The 21,663-nt window shown below is 61.9% G+C and carries 12 protein-coding genes; 3 read left to right on the top strand and 9 right to left on the bottom strand.

The window, feature by feature from the left end:
• Window positions 1-8: 8 nt before the first annotated feature.
• From NJC40_RS19565 to NJC40_RS19525, 9 genes are all read right to left on the bottom strand, one after another.
• Window positions 9-2,141: a putative bifunctional diguanylate cyclase/phosphodiesterase gene (locus NJC40_RS19565; RefSeq protein ID WP_253140889.1), complete on the bottom strand. Its 2,133-nt coding sequence runs from the start codon at window positions 2,139-2,141 to the stop codon at window positions 9-11.
• Between the two features lie 114 nt (window positions 2,142-2,255).
• Window positions 2,256-3,713: an efflux transporter outer membrane subunit gene (locus tag NJC40_RS19560; RefSeq protein ID WP_253140890.1), complete on the bottom strand. Its 1,458-nt coding sequence runs from the start codon at window positions 3,711-3,713 to the stop codon at window positions 2,256-2,258.
• Window positions 3,710-6,817: an efflux RND transporter permease subunit gene (locus tag NJC40_RS19555; RefSeq protein WP_253140891.1), complete on the bottom strand. Its 3,108-nt coding sequence runs from the start codon at window positions 6,815-6,817 to the stop codon at window positions 3,710-3,712. The genes NJC40_RS19560 and NJC40_RS19555 overlap by 4 nt, the downstream gene beginning before the upstream one ends.
• Window positions 6,814-9,924 (bottom strand): MdtB/MuxB family multidrug efflux RND transporter permease subunit, encoded by a 3,111-nt coding sequence (locus NJC40_RS19550; RefSeq protein WP_253140892.1) that lies wholly within the window; start codon window positions 9,922-9,924, stop codon window positions 6,814-6,816. The genes NJC40_RS19555 and NJC40_RS19550 overlap by 4 nt, the downstream gene beginning before the upstream one ends.
• Window positions 9,921-11,225 (bottom strand): MdtA/MuxA family multidrug efflux RND transporter periplasmic adaptor subunit, encoded by a 1,305-nt coding sequence (locus tag NJC40_RS19545; RefSeq protein ID WP_253112577.1) that lies wholly within the window; start codon window positions 11,223-11,225, stop codon window positions 9,921-9,923. Before NJC40_RS19545 ends, NJC40_RS19550 begins: the two co-directional genes overlap by 4 nt.
• Before the next feature lie 194 nt (window positions 11,226-11,419).
• Window positions 11,420-11,920 (bottom strand): thiol peroxidase, encoded by a 501-nt coding sequence (tpx, locus tag NJC40_RS19540; protein WP_253112580.1) that lies wholly within the window; start codon window positions 11,918-11,920, stop codon window positions 11,420-11,422.
• A gap of 169 nt (window positions 11,921-12,089) precedes the next feature.
• A complete protein-coding gene (locus NJC40_RS19535) occupies window positions 12,090-15,779 on the bottom strand; it encodes a translocation/assembly module TamB domain-containing protein (protein ID WP_253140893.1) in 3,690 nt (1,229 codons plus the stop codon).
• The gene (locus NJC40_RS19530; RefSeq protein WP_492180575.1) at window positions 15,776-17,458 is read right to left on the bottom strand and encodes an autotransporter assembly complex protein TamA; all 1,683 of its coding nucleotides are present in this window, start codon (window positions 17,456-17,458) and stop codon (window positions 15,776-15,778) included. Before NJC40_RS19530 ends, NJC40_RS19535 begins: the two co-directional genes overlap by 4 nt.
• Before the next feature lie 109 nt (window positions 17,459-17,567).
• Window positions 17,568-18,230: an N-acetyltransferase gene (locus NJC40_RS19525; protein WP_045490900.1), complete on the bottom strand. Its 663-nt coding sequence runs from the start codon at window positions 18,228-18,230 to the stop codon at window positions 17,568-17,570.
• A gap of 185 nt (window positions 18,231-18,415) precedes the next feature.
• Between NJC40_RS19525 and xthA the strand changes: the two genes are divergently transcribed.
• The 3 genes from xthA to NJC40_RS19510 all read left to right on the top strand — a co-directional run bounded on the left by xthA (window position 18,416) and on the right by NJC40_RS19510 (window position 21,653).
• Window positions 18,416-19,228, top strand: coding sequence for an exodeoxyribonuclease III (gene xthA / locus NJC40_RS19520; protein WP_253140895.1), 813 nt, complete (start codon window positions 18,416-18,418; stop codon window positions 19,226-19,228).
• Between the two features lie 96 nt (window positions 19,229-19,324).
• Window positions 19,325-20,659 (top strand): substrate-binding domain-containing protein, encoded by a 1,335-nt coding sequence (locus tag NJC40_RS19515; RefSeq protein WP_253140896.1) that lies wholly within the window; start codon window positions 19,325-19,327, stop codon window positions 20,657-20,659.
• A gap of 85 nt (window positions 20,660-20,744) precedes the next feature.
• Window positions 20,745-21,653, top strand: a complete 909-nt coding sequence (locus tag NJC40_RS19510) for a LysR family transcriptional regulator (protein WP_253140897.1) — start codon at window positions 20,745-20,747, stop codon at window positions 21,651-21,653.
• Window positions 21,654-21,663: the final 10 nt, after the last annotated feature.

Here is a 21,663-nt window from a genome sequence, read left to right as displayed (position 1 = left end):
GGCGGGTATCAAATTGTCGGCAGCTCTGCAGCCCGCACGCGTTGCTCAGACGCCTGGACTTCTTCGAGAAAGCGCTGAGCCGGCAACGGTTGGCCCAGCAGATAGCCTTGCAGCGAATCACAACCCAGGCGGGTCAGGAAACTCTGCTGAACATCGGTCTCGACCCCCTCGGCAACGATCCGCAGGTCCAGCGCCTGGCCCAACGCCACAATCGCCGACACAATGGCCGCGTCGTCACTGTCGTGCTCAAGGTCGTGGACAAAGCCACGGTCGATCTTGATCTCGTTGGCAGGCAGACGCTTGAGGTACATCAGGCTGGAATAACCGGTGCCAAAATCGTCGATCGACAGGTCCACGCCCATTTCAGACAGCTTGTTGAGCACGGCCATGCTCGCATCGGCGTCATTCATGGCCGTGCTTTCGGTGATTTCCAGGGTCAGGCAATTGGCCGGCAGCCGATGCCGCGCCAGCGTATCGCTGACCACATCCACCAGCCCGGCATGACAGAACTGCAAGGCCGACAGGTTCACCGCGATCCGCCAATGCTGGTAACCGCGTGCCAGCCACAGGCTCATTTGCCGGCAGGCCTCATCCAGCACCCACTCGCCAAGAGGAATGATCAACCCGGTCTTTTCCGCCAGGCCGATAAACCGATCCGGAGCCAGCAAGCCGTGTTGCGGATGGTTCCAGCGCAGCAACGCCTCGGCGCCCACCGGCAGGCCGCTCAGCGCATCGAACTTGGGCTGGTAATACAGGCAGAATTGCCGCTCCCTGATCGCCACTCGCAGCTCCTGAAGCAATTGCAACTGATTGCGGGCGTCGGTGTTCATCGACGCCTCGAAAAAGCTGTAACCGTTCTTGCCATTGGCCTTGGCGTGATACATGGCGGCATCGGCGTTCATCAGCAGCTCGTGCTGATCGGCGCCATTACCGGGGTAAAGGCAGATACCGATGCTCACCGAGACGTGCAAGGTGTGCGCATTGACATCGAACGGCTGGGAAATGACCTCGACCAGCCGCGAAGCCACGGCCACCGCTTCGCCAACATCATCCAGTTCCATGAGCAACACAAACTCGTCACCGCCGATGCGCGCCAGGGTGTCCTGGCGATGCAGATTGGCGCGCAGGCGCTGGGCAACATCGCGCAGCAGTTGATCACCAATATAATGGCCAAAGGCATCGTTTACCGGCTTGAAGCCATCCAGGTCCATGAACATCAGGGCAAAACTGCTGTGGTTTTTCTGCGCGGCGCGCATGGCCTGATCGATACGGTCGGTGAGCAGCACCCGGTTCGGCAGCCCGGTCAGATTGTCGTGCAACGCCAGGTGGGTCAGTTCCTGATTGGCTCTGGACAGTGAATTGGCAAGGATGGCCGTGCGTGCTTCAAGCCGGGCATCCAGTACCGAGGTCAGCAAAGCAATGCTCAGCACCGCCAGAGTGGTGACCAGCACCAGCTTGTCCAGGCCATCGGTCTTCAGGCCGTCAGTCAGCGCAGCGCAGAAACTGCCGTCGGCAAAGCTGGCTGCCGCCATGCCGGTGTAGTGCATGCCGACGATCGCCAGGCCCATGACCAGCGCGGCCGCGCAACGTGCCAGGTAAACATACGGGGTGTTTTGCCGCAGACTGAACGCGATCCACAACGCCGCGGCTGAAGCGGCCACGGCAATCACCAGCGACAGGCCGAACAGCAGCGGATCGTAGTTGATCATCGGCTGCATGTGCAGCGCGGCCATGCCCAGGTAATGCATGCAACTGATGCCTGCCCCCATCAGCAAAGCACCGAGGGCCAGGTGCGAGAATGGCAACGTTGGCTGGCTGACCAGCCACAGCGCAAAGCCCGATGAAAGCATGGCGATCAGCAGCGAACCCAGTGTCAGCAGTACGTCATAACCCAGCTCGATGGGCAGCACGAAGGCCAGCATGCCGATGAAGTGCATCGACCAGATACCGATGCCCATCGCGAACGCGCCGCCGATCATCCACAGGTAGGCACTACGGCCTTTGGCAGTGGCCACACGACCGGCCAGATCCAGCGCCGTATAGGACGCCAGGACTGCGACCAGGATGGAGATAATGACCAGCGAGGGAACGTAGCTGCCAATCACGGGGAATGCCTCATGACGTAGACCGGGTAAGCGCATCCATGCCAATCACAATGGGGGTGATTCTACCCGCTTCCACGCCAACCGATAGGCTTGCCCCGACAAAAAGTGGCAAATAGCCAGAAAAAATGCCGTTTCTCGGTCAAGCCGTGATCATTGCGCCCGGGAAGACTCCAGGCCCTGCCAGCCGCCGCCCAGCGCCGCGATCAGTTGCACGCTGGCCACCAGCCGGCTTTGCAGCACATTCAGCACACTGCGCTCGTTGCTCAGCGCCGTAGCCTGGACATTGACCACGTCCAGATAGCCGATCAGGCCGGCCTTGTACTGATTGTCGGTCAGGCGCAGCGACTCACGCGCAGCCGCCAATGCTTCGTCACGCACGCCCGCCTCCTGTTCATATACCTTGAGCTGGACCATGTAGTTCTCGACCTCCTGAAAGCCGGTCAGCACGGTCTGGCGGTACTGAGCGACGGTCTGATCATAGACCGCTTCGACCCGGTCGACTTCTGCCGAGCGCTTGCCGGCATCGAACAGGGTCAGGGCCAGTTGCGGCCCCACCGACCAGAAGCGGTTGGGCAGGCTGATCCAGTTGGAGAACGAGCTGCTGCTGTAACCGCCACTGAGGCTCAGGGTCAGGTCGGGAAAATAAGCGGCCTTGGCAACGCCGATATTGGCGTTGGCCGCCATCACCGAACGCTCGGCGGCAGCGATGTCGGGACGCCGTTCCAGCAGGGTCGAGGGCACGCCCACCGGAATGGCCGGCAATGGCGGGATGTCATCGGTCGCCGCCAGATTGAACTCGGCCGGGGCCATGCCCATCAGCACGGCAATGGCATTTTCAAACTGGGCACGCTGCCAGGCCAGATCGATCAGGTCTGCCTCGGTGCTCTTGAGCTGGGTGCGAGCCTGCGCCACCGCATCGGGTCCGGAAACCCCGGCGCGGTACTGGTTTTCGGTGAGTTTCAGCGAGCGCTGGTAAGCCTGGAGCGTCGCTTCAAGCAGACGCTTTTGCTCATCGATCACCCGCAGTTGCAGGTAATTCTGCACCAACTCCGACTGCTGGCTCAGGCGCATCGCGGCCAGGTCGGCCTCGCTGGCCTCGGCGTTGGCCTCACCCGCCTCCAGGCCGCGACGCAACTTGCCCCACACATCGGCCTCCCAGCTCACCCCCAGTTGCGCGTTATAGGTGTCACGAATGCCGCTGCTGTTGTTCGACAGGCTCGAACTGCTGCTACCGGTGCCCTGCGCCGAACGGTTCTTGCCGGTGGTCAGGTTCAGGGTCGGAAACAGCGAAGCCCGGGAACTGCGCACCAGCGCCTGAGCCTGGCGGTACTGAGCCTCGTACTGGGCGACGGTCTGGTTGGAGGTATTGAGGCGCTCGACCAGTTGGTTGAGCTGCGGGTCCTGGTAGATTTCCCACCAGGCGCCACGCGCCAGCGCGTCGCTCGGCGCCGCCTGACGCCAGCCTTCGGTAGCCTTGAACTGCGCCGTGGCAATGAGCTGCGGCACCTGATAATCGGGGCCGACGGCACAGCCACTGAGCAACAGCGCGCACAGGCAGGCCGCCAGCGGACGCAGGCGCAAGGATGGAGTGGCCGGGCAATGAGTCATAGCGGAGTTTCCAGGGCAGCATCAGTACGCACGCCGCGCCAGTCGTTGAAACGATGGCGCAGACGATCGAGATAGAGGTAAACCACCGGAGTGGTGTAAAGGGTCAGGACCTGACTGAACACCAGGCCGCCGATGATGGTCAGCGCCAGTGGCTGGCGCATTTCCGAACCTTCGGCGGTGCTCAGCAGCAGCGGCAGTGCGCCAAGGATGGCCGCGATGGTGGTCATCAGGATCGGCCGCAAACGCTGCAGGCACGCCTGATGGATCGACTCCTGCGGGCTCATGCCGTTGTCACGCTCAAGTTGCAGCGCCAGGTCGATCATCATGATCGCGTTCTTCTTGACGATGCCGATCAGCAGGAACAGACCGAGCAGCGAAATCAGGCTGAACTGCGAACCGACCACATAGATGCTCAACAGGGCACCTACCCCCGCCGACGGCAAGGTCGATAGGATGGTCAATGGGTGTATGTAACTCTCGTAGAGAATGCCCAGCACCAGATAGACCAGCACCAGCGCACCGAGAATCATGAACGGCTGGTTCTTCTGGGCCTTGGCGAAGGCATCGCCGGTGCCGCCCATCTTCGAGATCACATCGGTGGGCAGACCCAGACCGGCCACGGCACGCTCGATGGCCATGGTGGCAGTGTCCAGGCTAACGCCTTCGGCCAGATCGAACGAGATATCTTCCGAAGCAAACAGCCCTTCGTGAGAGACCCGGTCATTTTCCAGGCTGCGCTCGTAATGGGCAATGGTCGACAGCGGCACGCGCTGGCCGTCGGCGGTGATCACCCGGATCTGCTCAAGCGTAGTGGGGTCCTGGGCATACTTGGGATTGACCTCCATGACCACCTTGTACTGGTTGAGGGTGTCATAGATGGTCGAAACCTGGCGCTGGCTGTAGGCGTTGTTCAACACCGCAGTGACCATTTCCATATCGATGCCCAGACTCTTGGCCCGATCACGGTCGACGATCAGCGTGGTCTGTTGTGCACCCCGGCCTTCCCGGGCATCGATGGCGGTCAACTCCGGCAGTCCGCGAAACGCCGCGACCACTTTCGGATACCACTCACGCAGCAGGGCCAGATTGCCGCTCTGCAACACGTACTGGTACTGGGAGCTGGCCTGTTCGCGCACGCCGCCGACCTGGATGTCCTGCTCGGCCTGCAAAAACAATCGCCCACCCGGCACCGGCGGCAGGTTCTTGCGAATCCGCTCGACCACTTTGTCTGCCGAGAGCTTGCGCTCGCTGATGGGTTTGAGGCGCACGATCATGAACGCGTTGTTGATCCCGCCGTCACCGCCAATAAAACCGGCCACGCTCTGCACCGCAGGGTCAGCCAGCACCGCGCGCCGGAAGATTTCCATCTTCGGCTGCATGCCCCTGAACGACAGGCCGTCATCGCCGCGGATGAACGCCATGATCTGGCCGGTATCCTGCTGCGGTAGGAAGGTCTTGGGCACGATCACGAACAACCCGACATTACCGGCGATGGTCAGCAACAGGCTGGCCAGGGTCAGGCGCGGATGGCGCAGTACCCAGCTCAGGCTGCGGTCATAGGCCACCACCATGCGGGCGTTGACCCGGTCGCTCCAGCGCTGAAAACGCGTGCGCTCATGCTCGACTTCAGGCTTGAGCCAGCGCGCGCAGAGCATCGGCGTCAACGTCAGCGACACCACCAACGACACCAGGATCGCCACCGAGAGGGTGATGGAAAACTCACGGAACAGGTTCTCGATCATGCCGCCCATGAACAGAATCGAGATGAACACCGCCACCAGCGACACGTTCATCGCCAGCAGGGTGAAGCCCACCTCTTTGGCGCCGACAAACGCGGCCTGTAGCGGCGACTTGCCTTCGTGGATGTGCCGGGAAATGTTCTCCAGCACCACAATAGCGTCGTCCACCACCAGCCCGGTGGCGAGAATCAGCGCCATCAGCGACAGGTTGTTCAGGGAAAACCCGCACAGGTACATGATCGAGAACGAGCCCACCAGCGAGATCGGCACCGCCAGGGTCGGGATCAGCGAGGCGCGCAGGTTACCGAGAAACAGGAACACCACCATGATCACCAGCACCACCGCGATCAGCAAGGTCAGCTCCGCTTCATGCAGGGTGGCCTTGATCACCAGCGAGCGGTCCTGGGCCACCCCCAGTTTGACACTGGCCGGCATGACCGCCCGCAGGGACGGCAGGCGGTCCTGGATCTGCTGCACGGTTTCGATGATATTGGCCCCTGCCTGGCGATTGATCACCAGCAGTACCGCCTTCTCATCGTTGAAGAAACCGCTGTTGTAACGGCTCTCGACGTCGTCGCGAACTTTGGCTACATCCGCCAGGCGCAATACCGAACCATCCTGGTAACGGATGATCAGCGGTGCGTAATCCTTGGCCTTGCTCAGTTGGTCGTTGGCCTGTACCTGCCAGTTGTGCTGGTCGTTTTCGACAAAGCCTTTGGGGCGGCGTACGTTGGCCGCAGTAATGGTGTTGCGCACATCGTCCAGCGACACCCCGTACTGCTCAAGCAGGTGCGGTTCGACTTCGACCCGCACCGCCGGCAGTGAACTGCCCCCGATGCGCACCTCACCGACGCCCTGCACCTGCGACAGGCTCTGGGACAGGATGGTCGAGGCCAGGTCGTAGAGCTGGCCCTTGCTCAGCACCTCGCTGGTCAGTGACAGCACCATGATCGGCATCTGCGACGGGTTGACCTTCTTGTAGGTCGGCATGCTGCGCATCCCGCTGGGCAGCAGATTGCGCGACGCATTGATAGCAGCCTGAACCTCGCGGGCCGCGCCATTGATGTCGGTGCCCTGATCGAACGCCAGCACCACCCGGGTCGAACCCTGGCTGGAATTGCTGCTCATCGAGCTGACCCCGGCAATCGTACCCAGGGTGCGCTCCAGCGGCGTGGCGACGCTCGACGCCATGATTTCCGGGCTGGCGCCGGCCAGGCTGGCCGATACCACGATCACCGGAAAGTCCATGTTCGGCAGCGGCGCGACCGGCATCAGGCGAAAGGCAAACCCGCCGATCAGCATGATCGCCAGGCTCAGCAGCATGGTTGCGACCGGTCGTTTTATAAAAGGCGCCGACAGGTTCATGCGTCGGCCTGTGGCGCAGCGTGCGCGGTGTCAGGCTTACGGCCCCAGCGACGCCCCAGGCGGTCGAAGTACAGGTAGATCACTGGGGTGGTGAACAGGGTCAGGATCTGGCTGACCAGCAACCCGCCAACCATCACCAGCCCCAGCGGCTGGCGCAGCTCGGCACCTGAACCGGTGGCCAGCATCAGCGGCAAGGCACCAAACAATGCCGCCAGGGTGGTCATCAGGATCGGCCGAAACCGCAGCAGCGCCGCTTCATAGATGGCCGTGCGGCTGTCCAGCCCGCGGTTGCGTTCGGCATCCAGGGCGAAGTCGATCATCATGATCGCGTTCTTTTTGACAATGCCGATCAGCAAAATGATGCCGATGATCGCGATCATGCCCAGATCATTGTCACTGAGGATCAACGCCAGCAACGCACCCACCGCCGCCGACGGCAAGGTCGACAGGATGGTGATCGGGTGAATGTAACTCTCGTAAAGCACCCCGAGCACGATGTACATGGTCACCACGGCCGCCAGGATCAGCAACAGGGTACTCGACAGCGAGGCCTGGAAGGCTTCGGCAGCGCCCTGGAAGCGGGTCTGCACGCCCAGCGGCACGCCGATGTCTTTCTGGACCTGTTCGATGACTTGCACCGCTTGGCCCAGCGAGACGTCCGGCGCCAGGTTGAACGACATCATCACCGCCGGGAACTGGCCAAGGTGGCCGATCGACAATTGCGCCTGACGCTGTTCTACCCGCGCCAGGCTGGACAGTTTGACCTGGCGATCATCGGTGGTCTTGACGTAGATCTGCTCCAGCGCCTGGGGACCCAGCTCGTTGGAGTACGCCGACTGCAGCACCACCCGGTACTGACTGGCCTGGGTATAAATGGTCGAAATCTGCCGCTGACCGAAGGCGTCGTACAACGCATCGGTAATGTTGGCGGTGGTCACCCCGAGACGGCTGGCAGCATCGCGGTCAATGGCCAGGTACACCTGCAAGCCTTTGTCCTGCAGGTCGCTGGCCACGTCGATCAGTTCAGGGCGCTGCTTGAGCGCCTGCAGCAGGCGCTCGCTCCACTCGCCCAGCAGTTCAGAGTCCGGTGACGACATGCTGAACTGATACTGAGTGCGGCTGACCCGGTCTTCGATGGTCAGATCCTGCACCGGTTGCAGGAACAGCCGGATGTCGGCCAACTGGTCCAGTTGCGGTTGCAGACGCTGAATCACCTGGGCGGCGGTCAGGTCACGCTCACTGTGTGGCTTGAGGTTGATCAGCATGCGCCCGCTGTTGAGCGTGGCGTTATCACCATCCACGCCGATATACGACGACAGGCTCTGCACCGCCGGGTCCTTGAGAATAATCGCCGCCAGGGCCTGCTGACGCTCACTCATGGAAGTGAACGACACCGATTGCGGCCCCTCGCTGATGCCCTGGATCACCCCGGTGTCCTGCACCGGGAAGAAGCCCTTGGGCACCACCATATACAGCACCACGGTCAGCGCCATGGTGCCGATCGCGACCAGCATGGTCAGTGCCTGATGATTGAGCACCCAGCGCAACTTATGCTCGTAGGCTTCGATCAGCCAGTCCAGCCAGGCGCCGCTGGCGCGGTAGAACTTGCTCTGTTCTTCTTCCTTGGGTTCGCGCTTGAGCAGGCGGGCACACATCATCGGCGTCAGGGTCAGCGACACCACCAGCGAAATCAGGATCGCCACCGCCAGAGTGATGGCAAACTCGCGGAACAACCGGCCCACCACGTCAGCCATGAACAGCAGCGGAATCAACACGGCGATCAGCGACAGGGTCAGCGACACCAGGGTGAAGCCGATTTGCCGGGCGCCCTTGAGCGCGGCCTGAAACGGCGTCTCGCCCTCCTCGATATGACGGGAGATGTTCTCCAGCATCACAATCGCATCGTCCACCACAAAACCGGTGGCGATGGTCAGCGCCATCAGCGTCAGGTTGTTGATCGAGAAACCGGCCAGGTACATCACGCCAAAGGTGCCGATCAGTGACAGCGGCACCACGATTGACGGAATGATCGTGGCGCTGATCCGGCGCAGGAACAGGAAGGTCACCATGACCACCAGAATCACCGCGAACATCAACTCATGCTGCACGTCGGTGACGGCGGCACGAATGGTCTGGGTCCGGTCAGTGAGCACCACCACTTCCAGACCGGCCGGCAGGTTGTCGGTGATCTCCGGCAGCATCGCCTTGATCCGGTCGACCACCTCGATGACGTTGGCCCCTGGCTGACGCTGGATGTTCACCAGCACTGCCTGATTCTGGTTGGCCCAGGCCGCCAGGCGGTCGTTCTCGGCACCGTCGACGATCTGTGCAACGTCCTTCAGGCGCAAGGGTGCACCGTTTTTGTAGGCGACGATCAGGTTGGCGTATTCGGCGGCGGACTTGAGCTGGTCATTGGCGTCGAGCATCGAGGTCAGAATCGGACCGTCGAAGTTGCCCTTGGGCTGGTTGACGTTGGACGCGCTGATCAGGGTGCGGATGTCGGCCAGGTTCAGGCCATTGGCCGCCAAGGCCTGCGGGTTGACCTTGATACGCACCGCCTGGCGCTGGCCGCCGGCAATACTGACCATGCCCACGCCGGTGACCTGGGAAATCTTCTGCGCCATGCGGGTGTCGATCAACTCGTTGAGCTGCGGCAACGGCATGGTCTTGGAGCTGACCGCGATGGTCAGTATCGGGGTGTCGGCCGGATTGACCTTGTTGTACACCGGCGGTGCCGGCAGATCGCTAGGCAGCAGGTTACTGGCAGCATTGATCGCGGCCTGGACTTCCTGCTCGGCAACATCCATCGACAGCTCAAGGCTGAAACGCAAGGTAATCACCGAGGCGCCACCGGAGCTGTTGGAGGCCATCTGGGTCAAGCCGGGCATCTGCCCGAACTGGCGCTCCAGCGGCGCGGTCACCGCACTGGTCATCACCTGCGGGCTGGCACCGGGGTACAGCGTGATCACCCGGATGGTCGGATAATCCACCTGCGGCAAGGCCGAAACCGGCAGCAGGGTGTAGGCGATCAGGCCGGCCAGCAAAATCGCCAGCATGCTCAGCGTGGTGGCGACCGGGCGCAGGATGAACAGGCGGGAGATATTCATGCTTGGCTGTTTTCCACCGCGCCGGCAGAAGCCGAGCCTTCACCGGCTTTGCCGGGCTTGCCCTGCAGTTTCTGGCTCGGCGTGGCCGGCACGTCCTTGCTGTCGGAGACGATCTCGACCTCAGTACCCTCGCGCAGCCGGTCGGTGCCTTCGAGCACCACTTGGGTGCCGGCCGCCAGGCCTTCAGTCACCACGGTGTAGGTCTCATTGCTCGGGCCAGTCTTGAGCAGGCTGATCTTGACCTTCTTGTCATCGCCCAGCGAGTAAACAAAGGTTCCTTTGGTGCCGTACTGCACCGCAGCGGTGGGCACCAGCACGGCCTGCTTGAGGGTGTTGGCCAGCAGCCGCACGTTGACGAACTGGTTAGGCAACAGCGATTCATCGCGATTATCAAAGCGTGCCTTGAATTTCAGGGTGCCAGTGGTGGCGTCAATCTGGTTGTCGAGACTGGCCAGCACGCCACTGCCCTGCTGCTTCTGATCACCCCGGTCCCAGGCCTCGACCGGCAGCTTGTCGCCACTGCGATAGCGCTCGATGACCGCCGGCACGTCGGTTTCCGGCAAGGTGAAGGCCACCGAGATTGGCTGGGTCTGAGTGATCACCACTAGTGCGGTGGTGTCGTTGGCCGCGACCAGGTTGCCCAGATCGAGTTGTTTGAGGCCTACCCGACCGCCAATCGGGGCACGGATTTTAGTGAAATCCAGATTCAGCCGCGCTTCGTTGACCGCGGCCTGATTGGTCTTGATCGTGCCCTTGTACTGGTTGACCAGCGACTCGGCGGTATCGAGGGTCTGCTTGGCAATGCTGTCTTCGCGGTACAGATCGCGGTAGCGCTGCACATCGAGCTCGGCGTTACGCAGCAATGCCTGATTGGTCGCCAGCGTGCCTTCAGCCTGTTGCAGGGCAATCTGGTAAGTACGCGGGTCGATTTCCGCCAGCAGGTCACCGGCCTTGACCATCTGGCCTTCCTGGAAGTGGATCTTGATCAGCTCACCGGCCACCCGGCTGCGCACGTTGATGGTGTTGGTCGCTGTGACCGTACCCAGCGCCTTGTAATAGATCGGGAAGTCCGCCTGAGTGGCGGGAGCAACCCGCACCGGCACTGCCTGGGTCGAGCCACCGAAACCGGGGCGGGCCATGCCGCCACGCCCGCCTGAATGGCCCGCCTCGGCGGTCTTGTGCGGCGTGGAGGCCGGCCAGAACCACCAGCACAGGCCGATGATCGCCAGCAGGACCAACAGACTAACCAACCAGCGACGAGAGTTACGGGGACCAGACGATTGCATGAATAAATCAACCATTGCAGGTGGGGGCTTTTTCGAAGGCTGAACAATAAGCACAGATGAGATTCAAGCAAAGCGCCTTTACCAAGCGCTTACCTTCGCTAACCATCTGATACGCAAATGAAAACGGCCTGGATCACAGACCGGCGAAATTTCGTTGATGAAACGAAACAGCGCCGGCCGATTCTCAGGCCGTCAGGCAGCGCGAGGTGTTATTTGAGGACGGAAAGCGCCGCATCATAATTAGGCTCTTCAGCGATCTCGCCCACCAGCTCGGTGTGCAGGACCTTGTCGTTCTCGTCGAGCACGACCACAGCGCGAGCGGTCAGGCCGGCCAGCGGGCCATCGGCAATCGCAACACCGTACTGGCTGGCGAAGCCGGCAGCGCGGAACGTTGACAGGCTCTTGACGTTTTCCAGACCTTCGGCGCCGCAGAAGCGTGCCTGGGCGAATGGCAGGTCAGCCGAGATGCACAACACCACGGTGTTGGCCAGTTCGTTGGCCTGGGCGTTGAACTTGCGCACCGAGGTGGCGCAGGTCGGCGTGTCGACGCTTGGGAAGATGTTCAGCACTTTGCGCTTGCCGGCCAGGTCAGCCAGCGAAACCTCGGCCAGGCCAGCGCCGACCAGGGTAAACGCCGGGGCAGTGCTGCCGGTGGCAGGCAGTTCGCCGTTGATGCTGACCGGGTTGCCTTTGAGAGTTACTTGAGCCATGAAACAGGATCCTTGTTCAAGATGATCTGGATGGGATCGGCAGTTAAGCATGAATCAGTCATATGACCTAGAGGCTACAAGACACCTTAAAGCACGCTCTGATCGGTCCAGCCGACCCATAAAGGCGAATGATTCTCAACTGATCCATGCCACTTGTCTACTGGCCGCCTCAGAAATCCCGCTTATAGAAGATATCCAGTGAGCTGGCCAGGCCACTGGCTGCCTCCAGATACACCCGTTTACTCAGCAGATAACGCAGCGCGATGGTATTGGCCGGCTCAAAAACTCCAACGCCATAACGCAAGCTGAGCTTGTCGGTGATCTTGCCGCTGGCCACCACACTGGTCTGATTGCCGGTGCCAGCCGTATCGAGCTCAAAGTCCTTGATCCCAAGGTTACTGGCCAGCTTGCCGGTGGTTCCGGCGCTCCCCGCCACCCCCAGAGCCAATGCCGCCTGGGCAACCATATTGTTGTCTTCGCTGTTGGTGCTCAGCGGGCGGCCCATGACCAGATAGGACAGCGCCTGCTCCTGGCTCATGGCCGGCTCAGAGAACACCGTGGTGGTCGGTTGTTCGGCACTGCCGCTCAGGCGGATCCCGGCCACCACTTCATCGACCTGACGAATCGCTTCGATATCCAGATACGGCTGGTCGATCGGCCCGACGAAGAACAGCCGTGCCTTACGAATGGTCAGGCGCTGGCCGTAGGCGCGGTAGCGGCCATCGTTGAGGTTCAGTTCGCCACGGGTGTCGAGGTTGTCACCGATGTGCACACGACCGGCCAGGTTGGCGGTCAGACCAAAACCGGAAAAGGCCAATTGCTCTTGCCCGACCAGCACATTGATATCCATGGCCATGGCCAATGGCGGCGCGCCCTGCTCGGTCTGCTGGCCGACGATAACCGTGTCGCCGGAGACCTTGACGGTTGAGGGCGGCAACTCGCGTACCGTGATCCGCCCTTTGGGCACCTGTACGGTCCCGGCGATTTTCAATTGGCCGCCTTGCAGGGTGATGTTCAGGTCTGGTGCGGCTTCAAGCTCCGCATAGGGCTGGACCACAATTGGCAGGCGCGTGCCGCGCACCCGCACATCCACGGCCAGGGCGTCGCCCCAGGCCAGCTGACCACTCACGTTACCCTGGCCGGCATCGCCGCTTTTCCAGCCGCCGCTGAGCTGCACGTTCTCGCCGGCGATCTGCGCATTCAGACGCAGATCCTTAATCTGCAAGGGTAACTCAGGCCCGCTGACTTCAGCGCCTTCCAGGCTCAGATTGCCGTTGACCAGCGGCGCCAGCAGCCCGCCGGAAATCCGCCCGCTGCCACTGAGGCGCCCTGCCAGAGTCTGCACCATGGGCGCAAACGGCCGCGCCACGGCAACATCCAGGCCGCTCAGCGAAAAGTCGCCGCTGATCGGCTTGTTGCGCGCCAGCGGATCAATCCGCGTATTGAGCAGCAAACGTCCGAGCCGGTCACCGTCGAACTCCAGCCGCGAGTCGATGCGTTTGGGGGTCAGCTTGCTGGTCAGTTGCAGGGTACGGTAAGGGAAATCCAGCCATTGCTGCTGGTCGCGAATACGCAAGGTCCCACCGCCGGCATCCACACTGATCTGGCCCGTGGGACCTGCGGCCGGCAGGTCCAGGGCCACATCGGCATTTAGGATGCCGCGCCAGGCGAAGTCCTTGGGCATCCATTGCGCCAGGCTGTCGATAGGGAAATTCTTCAGTTGGTAGCGCAAGCGCGGATCGGGCATCAGCCGCTGGTTTTCGCCACACAGGCTGGCGTTGCCCGACAACCAGCAATGCGCGCCGAAATTGAGCGTGCCGCTGGCAAGGTATTCCAGGCGCGCCGGCGCTTGCAGGCGCCACTGCTGACCACCGCTTTGTACCTCACCGCTGGCCAGCCGCCCGCGCCAGTTGCCTTGATCCAGCTTGCCGTCCAGCGCCAGCGCCAGTTTCAACAACGGCCCTTGCAGGTCGACTTTCAGTTGCTGGCTGCTTAACGTGCCTTGGGCGTCAGCCTGCAGCGTGCCCAGCCGCGTGTCGCCACTCTGGATGCCATCGCCCTTGAGGCTCAGGGTCGCGCGCTGCGCCTGATCGAGCTTGCCATCCAGGTTCAGGCGTTGCAGCCGATTATCCTCAAAGCCCAGGCCACTCCCTGAGAGCTTGACCAGACCTTGCGGAGCTTGCAGCGTACCGGACACCTCCAGTTGTCCCTTGGCCTGACCTTGCAGCCCCGGCCACAGCTGCGCCAGACGCGGCAGGTCAAGATTCAACTGCCCGCGCAGGCGCTGATCGAGCCCGCCTTTACCCTGGATCCGGTTGTCGCCCAGCCGCACCAGCAGACTGTCGAGTTGCCATTGCTGACCATCGCCCGCCGCCTTGGCCTGCAATATCGCCGGCTGGCCACGCAGACGACCGGTAAGGTCCAGATCAGCCAGCAGATCGAGCGTGTCGCCTTGCATGCTGCCCTTGCTGCGCAACTGACCGCCCAAGGTGCCGGGCAGCTGCGCGACCCAGTAGGCCGGGTTCAGAGCGCTGAGTTTCAGATCGGTGTCCCACCCCACGCCCTCGGCAAACGCCAGATTCAGGTAGCCGCTGGCCTTGCCCTGCCCCGCCTCCAGTTCAAGCTGTGGCAGATAGACCGCTTGCAGATCGCCACTGAACGGGCTTTGCAGGCTGAACGCACCGGCCGGGCCATCAGCCTTGGCGCTGAAGTTGCCCAGGTACTTGCCGTCGGTGTACGACACCACGGCCTTGAACTGACGCACCGCCACCGGCGGCTCGGCGACTGCCGGGTACAGGCGCTGCCAAGGGAAGTCCAGCCAGTCCAGGCTGGCATCGGCTTTAAGGCCTTCAGCCCAGCCCAGCGTGCCCTTGAGGGTGACGCGTTGCTGCTCGCTGGCGGTCAACTCCAGCCCGGCGATCTGTGCACCGGCCGCATCCACCTTGCCCTCCAGACGCATTGCCACCGGGCCTTTTTCCGCCGGCAGGCTGGCGTTGCCCTGCACCTGATAGCCCTGCTGCAGATTGCCCTCGGCGGTCAGCTGCAGCTTTTCCAGGGTCAAGGTGTCGGGCAGATCGGCACTGGCCTTGAATGCCTCGCTGGTGATGTTCAAGCGTGCCGGCAACTGCTCGGCCAACGGCTGCAGCTCAGCGCTGAGCAGCGCGTCCAGATAACCGCTGCTTTGCCCTTGCAATTGCAGGGTCTTGAGCAGCTCACCTTGAATATCCAGCGCCAACGTCCAGCTTTGCTCGCCTTGCGGCGGCAGTTGGACCTGGCCCTGAATGTTCAGCGGCCAGTCACCGACCGGCTGCAACAGCCCGGACACGTCCACTTGCAGATCATCACGTTGCAGGTGAATCCGGTCGATCTGCAGCCCTGCGGCGGTCCAGTGTGCGGCCAGTTGCAAGTCTTGAAGTTGCTGCACGCCGTCGATCTGCAAGCTGGCGATCTGGATGTCCTGAACCTCGATGCTCAATGGCAGGCTCAGGTTTGGCAATTGCAGCGGTCCGCTTGGCGTGTCAGCTTCGCTGGCCGGCAATTGCAGACTGATCGGGCCGCTATGCAGACTTTCAATGCACAGCGTCATGCGCCACAGACAAGCGGGCGACCAGTCGAGCTCGGGATTGACGACCAGCACCTGCTGCTGCCCCTGTTGCCAGTGCAGTTTTTCGGCCTGCCAATGCCCACCCAGCCGGCCACTGAACTGCTCGACCTGCAAACCCGGCACCTGGCGCAGCAGCCATTGGCTGCCAGCCTGAGTGCCGAGCAGACCGGACAGGACCAGCAGCAGAACAATAATCACAGCCAGCAGGCTGAGCGCGGCGATCATCAGGCCACGTCCGATGCGGCGAGTATTCATAGTTCCGGCCCCATGGAAAAGTGCAGGCGTACGCCACCATCGCCATCGAGCGGATGGGCCAGGTCAAGGCGCAACGGACCGACCGGCGACACCCAGCGCACACCAAAGCCGACCCCGGTCTTCAGGCTCGGCAGGTCCAGATTATTGAAGGCGTTACCTTGGTCGACGAATGCCGCAAGGCGCCACTTTTCGGCAATCGAATACTGGTATTCAGCGCTGGCAGCGACCATGTAGCGGCCACCGATCCGGTCACCATCGGAGTTGGTCGGTGACAGGGTCTGGTAGTCATAACCCCGGACGCTCTGGTCACCACCGGCAAAGAAGCGCAGTGACGGCGGAATCGAGGAATAGCCATTGGTCCAGTTGCCGCCGATCTGCACCCGGCCCAGAAAGCGGTGATTCTGGCCCAGGGTGGTCAGGCCCTTGGCCATGGCGCTGCCGCGCAGCAGGTTGGTATCGGACAACATACCCTCGGCCGCGACCTGAGCATCGAACTGCAACCGATAACCGTTGTGTGGGTCAATCCGGTTATCGCTGCGCAGGAATGAATAGCTGACACCGGGCATCAGCAACGTGCTGAGCCCGGAATCATCGCCAAGCCGATACTCTTCGCGCTGCCATTTCAACGACACCACCCGCTCCCAGCCGCTGGGCAACTTGCTGTGCCACTCCGGGCCAAGGGTCAGCAGCTTGCTGAGGGTGTCAGTGCCGGCGATCTCTTCGTACTGATAACCACCGGCATACCGCAACTTGTCGGTCAGCGGCGGGTCGAGCGGCACATCGTAGTACAGACCGATGTTCTGCCGGGGCGCCGACAATTCCGATTCGAAGCCATAACTGTGCCCTTGGGGGTTGGCCCAGTGGCGGGTCCAGTTGGCTTTGCCGCGCGGCCCGACGTCGGTGGAAAAGCCCAGCCCCAGGCCCATGGTCCGGGGCTTGCGGGTTTCAAGCTGCACCGTGACCGGGATGACCTGGCCTTGCGCGGCGGTCGGCGCCGCATCGACCCGCACGCCTTCAAAATAGCCACTCGATTGCATGGCCTGATTGAGTTCGGCGATCAGTTGTGAATCGTAGGGGGTGTTTTCCTTGAACGGCACCATGCGGCGCAGCAGGTCCGGGTCCAGCGGTGTGTCGCCGCCGAAACTGACCGGCCCCAGCACGTAGCGCGGGCCACTGTCATACACCAGCTCGATATCCGCCACGGCGCCCTGCGGGTCGACCCGCAGTTGCTGGCGGCTGAAGCGGCCACTGAAGAACCCATAGCGTGAGGCCTGGTTCTGGATCAGCTTCTTGGCGTCTTCATAGAGGCCATGGTTGAGCGGTTTGCCGGGTTGCAGCGCTTCACTTCTGGGCACCTTGAACGCCGCCATTTGAGCAGCCGGGCCTTCAACCCGTACGGTGACATTGCGCAAGCGCACCGGCTCGCCCGGCTCGATCCGGATAATCAGCTGCGGCTGTTTGCCATCGCGAACCTCGGTATCGATCCTGGCCTGGTAATAGCCCAGCGCCTGCGCAGCGGTCTGCGCCTGCTGTACCGCGCCCAGGCGAAACTGCTCCAGCGCCTGGGCATCACGATCGCCCAGACTGCCGATGTAACCTTCAACGTTCTCCTTGAGCGCCGCATTGGCGGGACTGACATCCACCTCCAGACGCGCCTGGGCCTGGACCGTGGCGCTCATGGAGATAACGAACAAGCTGCTGAATAATCTGGAAAGCTTCATGGGTCCCGATGCTAACACGACTCAGTGTCACGCCCATGAGCGGACAAAGCGTCGAAGTTTCAATCCCTTAGGTAGCAGGTTGCGCCAAAGCCCGTGGACTTGGGTGAAAGAACACATGCTCACGAATCGGTCCTACCGCCACTTCACCGATTTGCTCGTAGCCCTGCTGTTTATAGAATTCAAGATAGCGGGGATTTCCAGTGTCGAGGACCACGCCACGTGAATGCTCATCAACTGCGCACCAGTCATGCAGCGCCTGCAGCAGCCGTTCGGACAGCCGCTGACCCAGCACCTGGCCCTGATAGGCGGGGTCCAGACCGACCAGCGGCAGCACATGCACCGCCTGGGTCGGCAGGCAAGCGAGCACCGCATTGTAGTAGTCCAGATAACGCTGGGTGCAGCTCAGGCCGGTACTGAGCACCATGCGCAACCGCCACGCCCAGCTTTCGGTCACCCCCAGCCGGCGCTGCGGCGGCGCGATCAACGCCACGCCCGCCAGCCTGTCCTCGACAAACAGTCCCAGCGCCGGCAAGTCCTGTAAAAAGTGCTGCTTGACCAGTTCCCTGACCGTGGCCTTGACCCGTTGCTCGTAACCCGCCCGCTGGGCGTTGAATACGTAAGAGAAATTCGGATCGTTGCGATAGGCCTGAAACAGCAGATTACGGGTTTCACGACTGTAACCGCTGTCGAGTTGACGGATATCGATCTGGGGGGCAGTAGAGTCAGGCATACAACGGACCTCGTGATAAAGGGCGGCGCAGATACGGCAACGCTCGGGATGCACTGGGTCAGAGTCATGGCCATCTGCGACAGTTCCAACAAAATTCAGGCCGTGTAACAGCCGTTTACAAGGCTGGCCCCGAACTCACAGGTTGGTTAGCATCGCGGTTTCGTTTTTGCCAGGACCTGCATGTCATGAAAATTGTCTCGTTCAACATCAATGGCCTGCGTGCCCGTCCCCACCAGTTGGCGGCGCTGATCGAGAAGTACCAGCCGGATGTGATCGGCCTGCAGGAAACCAAGGTCGCTGACGAACAGTTCCCCCATGCCGAGATCGAGGCGCTGGGTTACCACGTGCATTACCACGGGCAAAAAGGCCATTACGGCGTCGCGCTGCTGTCGAAGAACATGCCGCTGGCGCTGCATAAAGGCTTCGATACAGATGATGAAGAGGCCCAGAAGCGTTTCATCTGGGGCACCTATGCCGACCACAACGGCCAGCCGGTGACCATCATGAACGGCTACTTCCCGCAGGGCGAAAGCCGCGACCACCCCACCAAGTTCCCGGCCAAGCAGCGCTTCTACAGCGACTTGCAGGCACTGCTGGAAAGCCGCTTCAGCAACCAGCAGGCGCTGGTGGTGATGGGCGATGTGAATATCTCCCCGCAGGATTGCGATATCGGCATCGGCGCCGACAACGCCAAGCGCTGGCTGAAAACCGGCAAATGCAGCTTTTTACCTGAAGAGCGCGAGTGGATGGAACGCCTGAAAAACTGGGGGCTGGTCGACAGCTTCCGGCACCTGAACCCCGAGGTCAGTGACCGCTTCAGCTGGTTCGATTACCGCAGCCGCGGTTTTGAGGATGAACCCAAACGCGGCCTGCGCATCGACCTGATCATGACCACTCAGGGCTTACTGCCACGGGTCAAGGCGGCAGGGATCGATTACGACCTGCGCGGCATGGAAAAACCCTCGGACCATGCGCCGATCTGGCTGGAACTGAGCTGAGCCATCGGCGCTGGCGACGTCTGGCGTCCCGGCGTCATCGCGCCGTCATATTTGTGTCTTAATCTTGCGGCACTTGCATGCTTCAAGGTGATGTCGATGTTTCGTGCGCTGCTGTTTGCGCTGCTGCTGGCAGGTTCAATGCTGTCCGTGGCGGCGCAGATCGCGCCGGACAGCCCGGCGCCGGTCTTGCGCCTGCAAGGCTCCAATACCATCAACGCTCAGCTAGGCCCGAGGTTGATCGAAGGCCTGATGCGCGAACAAGGCCTGCAGCAGATACAGACCCGTGCCAGCGCAGTGACCAATGAACAACGTGTCACCGGCCAGGATGTCAACGCCAGCATCTGGCAGGCACAGGTCGCCGCGCATGGTTCCAGCACCGGTTTCAAGGCATTGCAAGGCGGCCTGACCGATGTCGCCGCTTCGTCGCGACCGATCAAGCACCAGGAGTTGCAGGCTTTGGCCAGCCTGGGGGATCTGCGCAGCCAGCAGGCCGAGCACGTGATTGGCATTGATGGCGTCGCGGTGATCGTGCATCCGGGCAACCCGCTGCGCCAGCTCGACACTCAGACCCTGGCGCGTATTTTCAGCGGCGAAATCAGCGACTGGCAGACCATTGGCGGCACCCCTGGGCGAATAGTGCTGTGTGCCCGCGATGAGCAATCCGGGACTTGGGAAACGTTTCGTGAGCTGGTGTTGACCGCGCATGCCAAAGCGCTGTCAGCCGGGGCGCGACGACTGGAGTCGAGCGAGCAACTGGCCGACGAAGTCAGTCGCACGCCCAACGCCATCGGTTTCATCGGTCTGCCTTGGGTCCGCCGCGCCCGCGCGCTGGCCATTGCTGACGGCGACGCGCAACCGCTGCTGCCGACGATCGAATCGATTGCCACGGAAGACTATCCGCTGACGCGGCGGCTTTACTTGTATCTGCCGCCGCACCTGCAAAATCCCTGGGCGCAGGCTCTGGTGCGGTTTGCCCAAAGTCGCCAGGGGCAGGCGATTGTTGCCGCCAGTGGTTTCGTGGCACAGCAGATCCAGACCATACAGACGCGCCCCGACCTACAGATGAGCAGTCAATACCAGACATTGAGCCGCCAGGCGCAGCGGTTATCAGTGAACTTTCGCTTTGAGCAGGGCAGCGCCCGGCTGGACAACAAGGCACTGTTTGATGTGCAGCGCCTGGTGGATTACCTGAGCGCCCATGACAAGCTCGATCGCCAGGTCACCCTGGTGGGGTTTGGCGATGCCAAGGACGACCCGCAACGCGCCCTGCTGCTGTCGCGCCTGCGGGCCATGGCGGTGCGCCGTGAGCTGCTGCGCCATGATGTGATCCTGCGCGACGTGCTGGGCCAGGGTGAGGACATGCCGGTCGCCGATGACGACACAGCGCAAGGGCGAATCCGCAATCGCCGGGTGGAGGTCTGGGTGCACTGACCAGCAGGGTGGCGTGCAGTTGCTGCAGGCACGGCTATGATCAATTTGAACATGGCCGTGGGCCACGACAAGAGGCGCCTGCACGATGACGCTGCATAAAGTCGATCTGAATCTGTTCGTGGTGTTCGATGCCATTTACACCGAGTCCAGCCTGACCCGCGCCGGGCAAAATATCGGTATCACTCAGCCGGCCGTTTCCAATGCGCTGGCGCGGCTGCGCGAAACCCTCAATGACCCATTGTTCCTGCGCACCGCGCACGGCATGATCCCCACCCCGATGGCCCGGCGGATTGTCGGCCCGATCCGTAATGCGCTGTCACTGCTACAGGTGTCGGTGCAACAAAGCCGGGGTTTCGATCCGTTGCTGAGCAACAGAACCTTGCGCATCAGCATGAACGACCTCAGTGAGGTTTTATTGCTGCCCAGGCTGCTGCAACGCCTGCAGCAACTGGCGCCGGACCTGTGCATCGAAAGTTTTGGCAGCCGCCACCACGAAATTCCCCAGGCCCTAGCGGCAGGACACCTTGATCTGGCAATCGACGCGCCCGCGCCGGGCGATGCGCAGATCCACCACCTCAAACTCCTGGAAGACCGCTACGTGTGCGCGATGCGCAAGCAACATCCGCTGGCGCAGCACGGCACTCTGGAGCTTGAGCAGTACCTGGCGCAGCCGCAGATTCTGGTGGCCCACCCGCGTGACAAACCTCATAGCGTCGATCTGGCACTGGCCAGACTTGGCCGGCAACGACGTATTGGCCTGCGCTCGCGCAATTACCTGATGGCCTGGCACGCCCTGCAACAGACCGACCTGATCATGACTGTGCCGGAACACTTCGCTCGTCAGCACGCTCTGCATTGGGTCAATCTGCCGGTCGAACAACCCGCCTTACTGGAAACCCACCTTTACTGGCATGAAAGCACCGACCATGACCCGGCCAACCGCTGGATGCGCGAACAGCTGATCGAGCTTTGCCTGGCGATGTGGCTGGAATAGCCCACCTGAA

It is taken from the genome of Pseudomonas sp. 21LCFQ02 (assembly GCF_024129895.2).
Lineage (GTDB): Bacteria > Pseudomonadota > Gammaproteobacteria > Pseudomonadales > Pseudomonadaceae > Aquipseudomonas.
This window is presented reverse-complemented; position numbering and strand designations above follow the sequence as displayed.

Bases quoted from the DNA above. Each gene is read 5' to 3' on its own strand.
- NJC40_RS19550 (WP_253140892.1), bottom strand. From the start codon at position 9,924: ATGAATATCTCCCGCCTGTTCATCCTGCGCCCGGTCGCCACCACGCTG.
- NJC40_RS19530 (WP_492180575.1), bottom strand. From the start codon at position 17,458: ATGAGCGCCACGGTCCAGGCCCAGGCGCGTCTGGAGGTGGATGTCAGT.
- NJC40_RS19515 (WP_253140896.1), top strand. From the start codon at position 19,325: ATGTTTCGTGCGCTGCTGTTTGCGCTGCTGCTGGCAGGTTCAATGCTG.
- tpx (WP_253112580.1), bottom strand. From the start codon at position 11,920: ATGGCTCAAGTAACTCTCAAAGGCAACCCGGTCAGCATCAACGGCGAA.
- NJC40_RS19525 (WP_045490900.1), bottom strand. From the start codon at position 18,230: ATGCCTGACTCTACTGCCCCCCAGATCGATATCCGTCAACTCGACAGC.
- NJC40_RS19545 (WP_253112577.1), bottom strand. From the start codon at position 11,225: ATGGTTGATTTATTCATGCAATCGTCTGGTCCCCGTAACTCTCGTCGC.
- NJC40_RS19510 (WP_253140897.1), top strand. From the start codon at position 20,745: ATGACGCTGCATAAAGTCGATCTGAATCTGTTCGTGGTGTTCGATGCC.
- NJC40_RS19565 (WP_253140889.1), bottom strand. From the start codon at position 2,141: ATGCGCTTACCCGGTCTACGTCATGAGGCATTCCCCGTGATTGGCAGC.
- xthA (WP_253140895.1), top strand. From the start codon at position 18,416: ATGAAAATTGTCTCGTTCAACATCAATGGCCTGCGTGCCCGTCCCCAC.
- NJC40_RS19560 (WP_253140890.1), bottom strand. From the start codon at position 3,713: ATGACTCATTGCCCGGCCACTCCATCCTTGCGCCTGCGTCCGCTGGCG.
- NJC40_RS19555 (WP_253140891.1), bottom strand. From the start codon at position 6,817: ATGAACCTGTCGGCGCCTTTTATAAAACGACCGGTCGCAACCATGCTG.
- NJC40_RS19535 (WP_253140893.1), bottom strand. From the start codon at position 15,779: ATGAATACTCGCCGCATCGGACGTGGCCTGATGATCGCCGCGCTCAGC.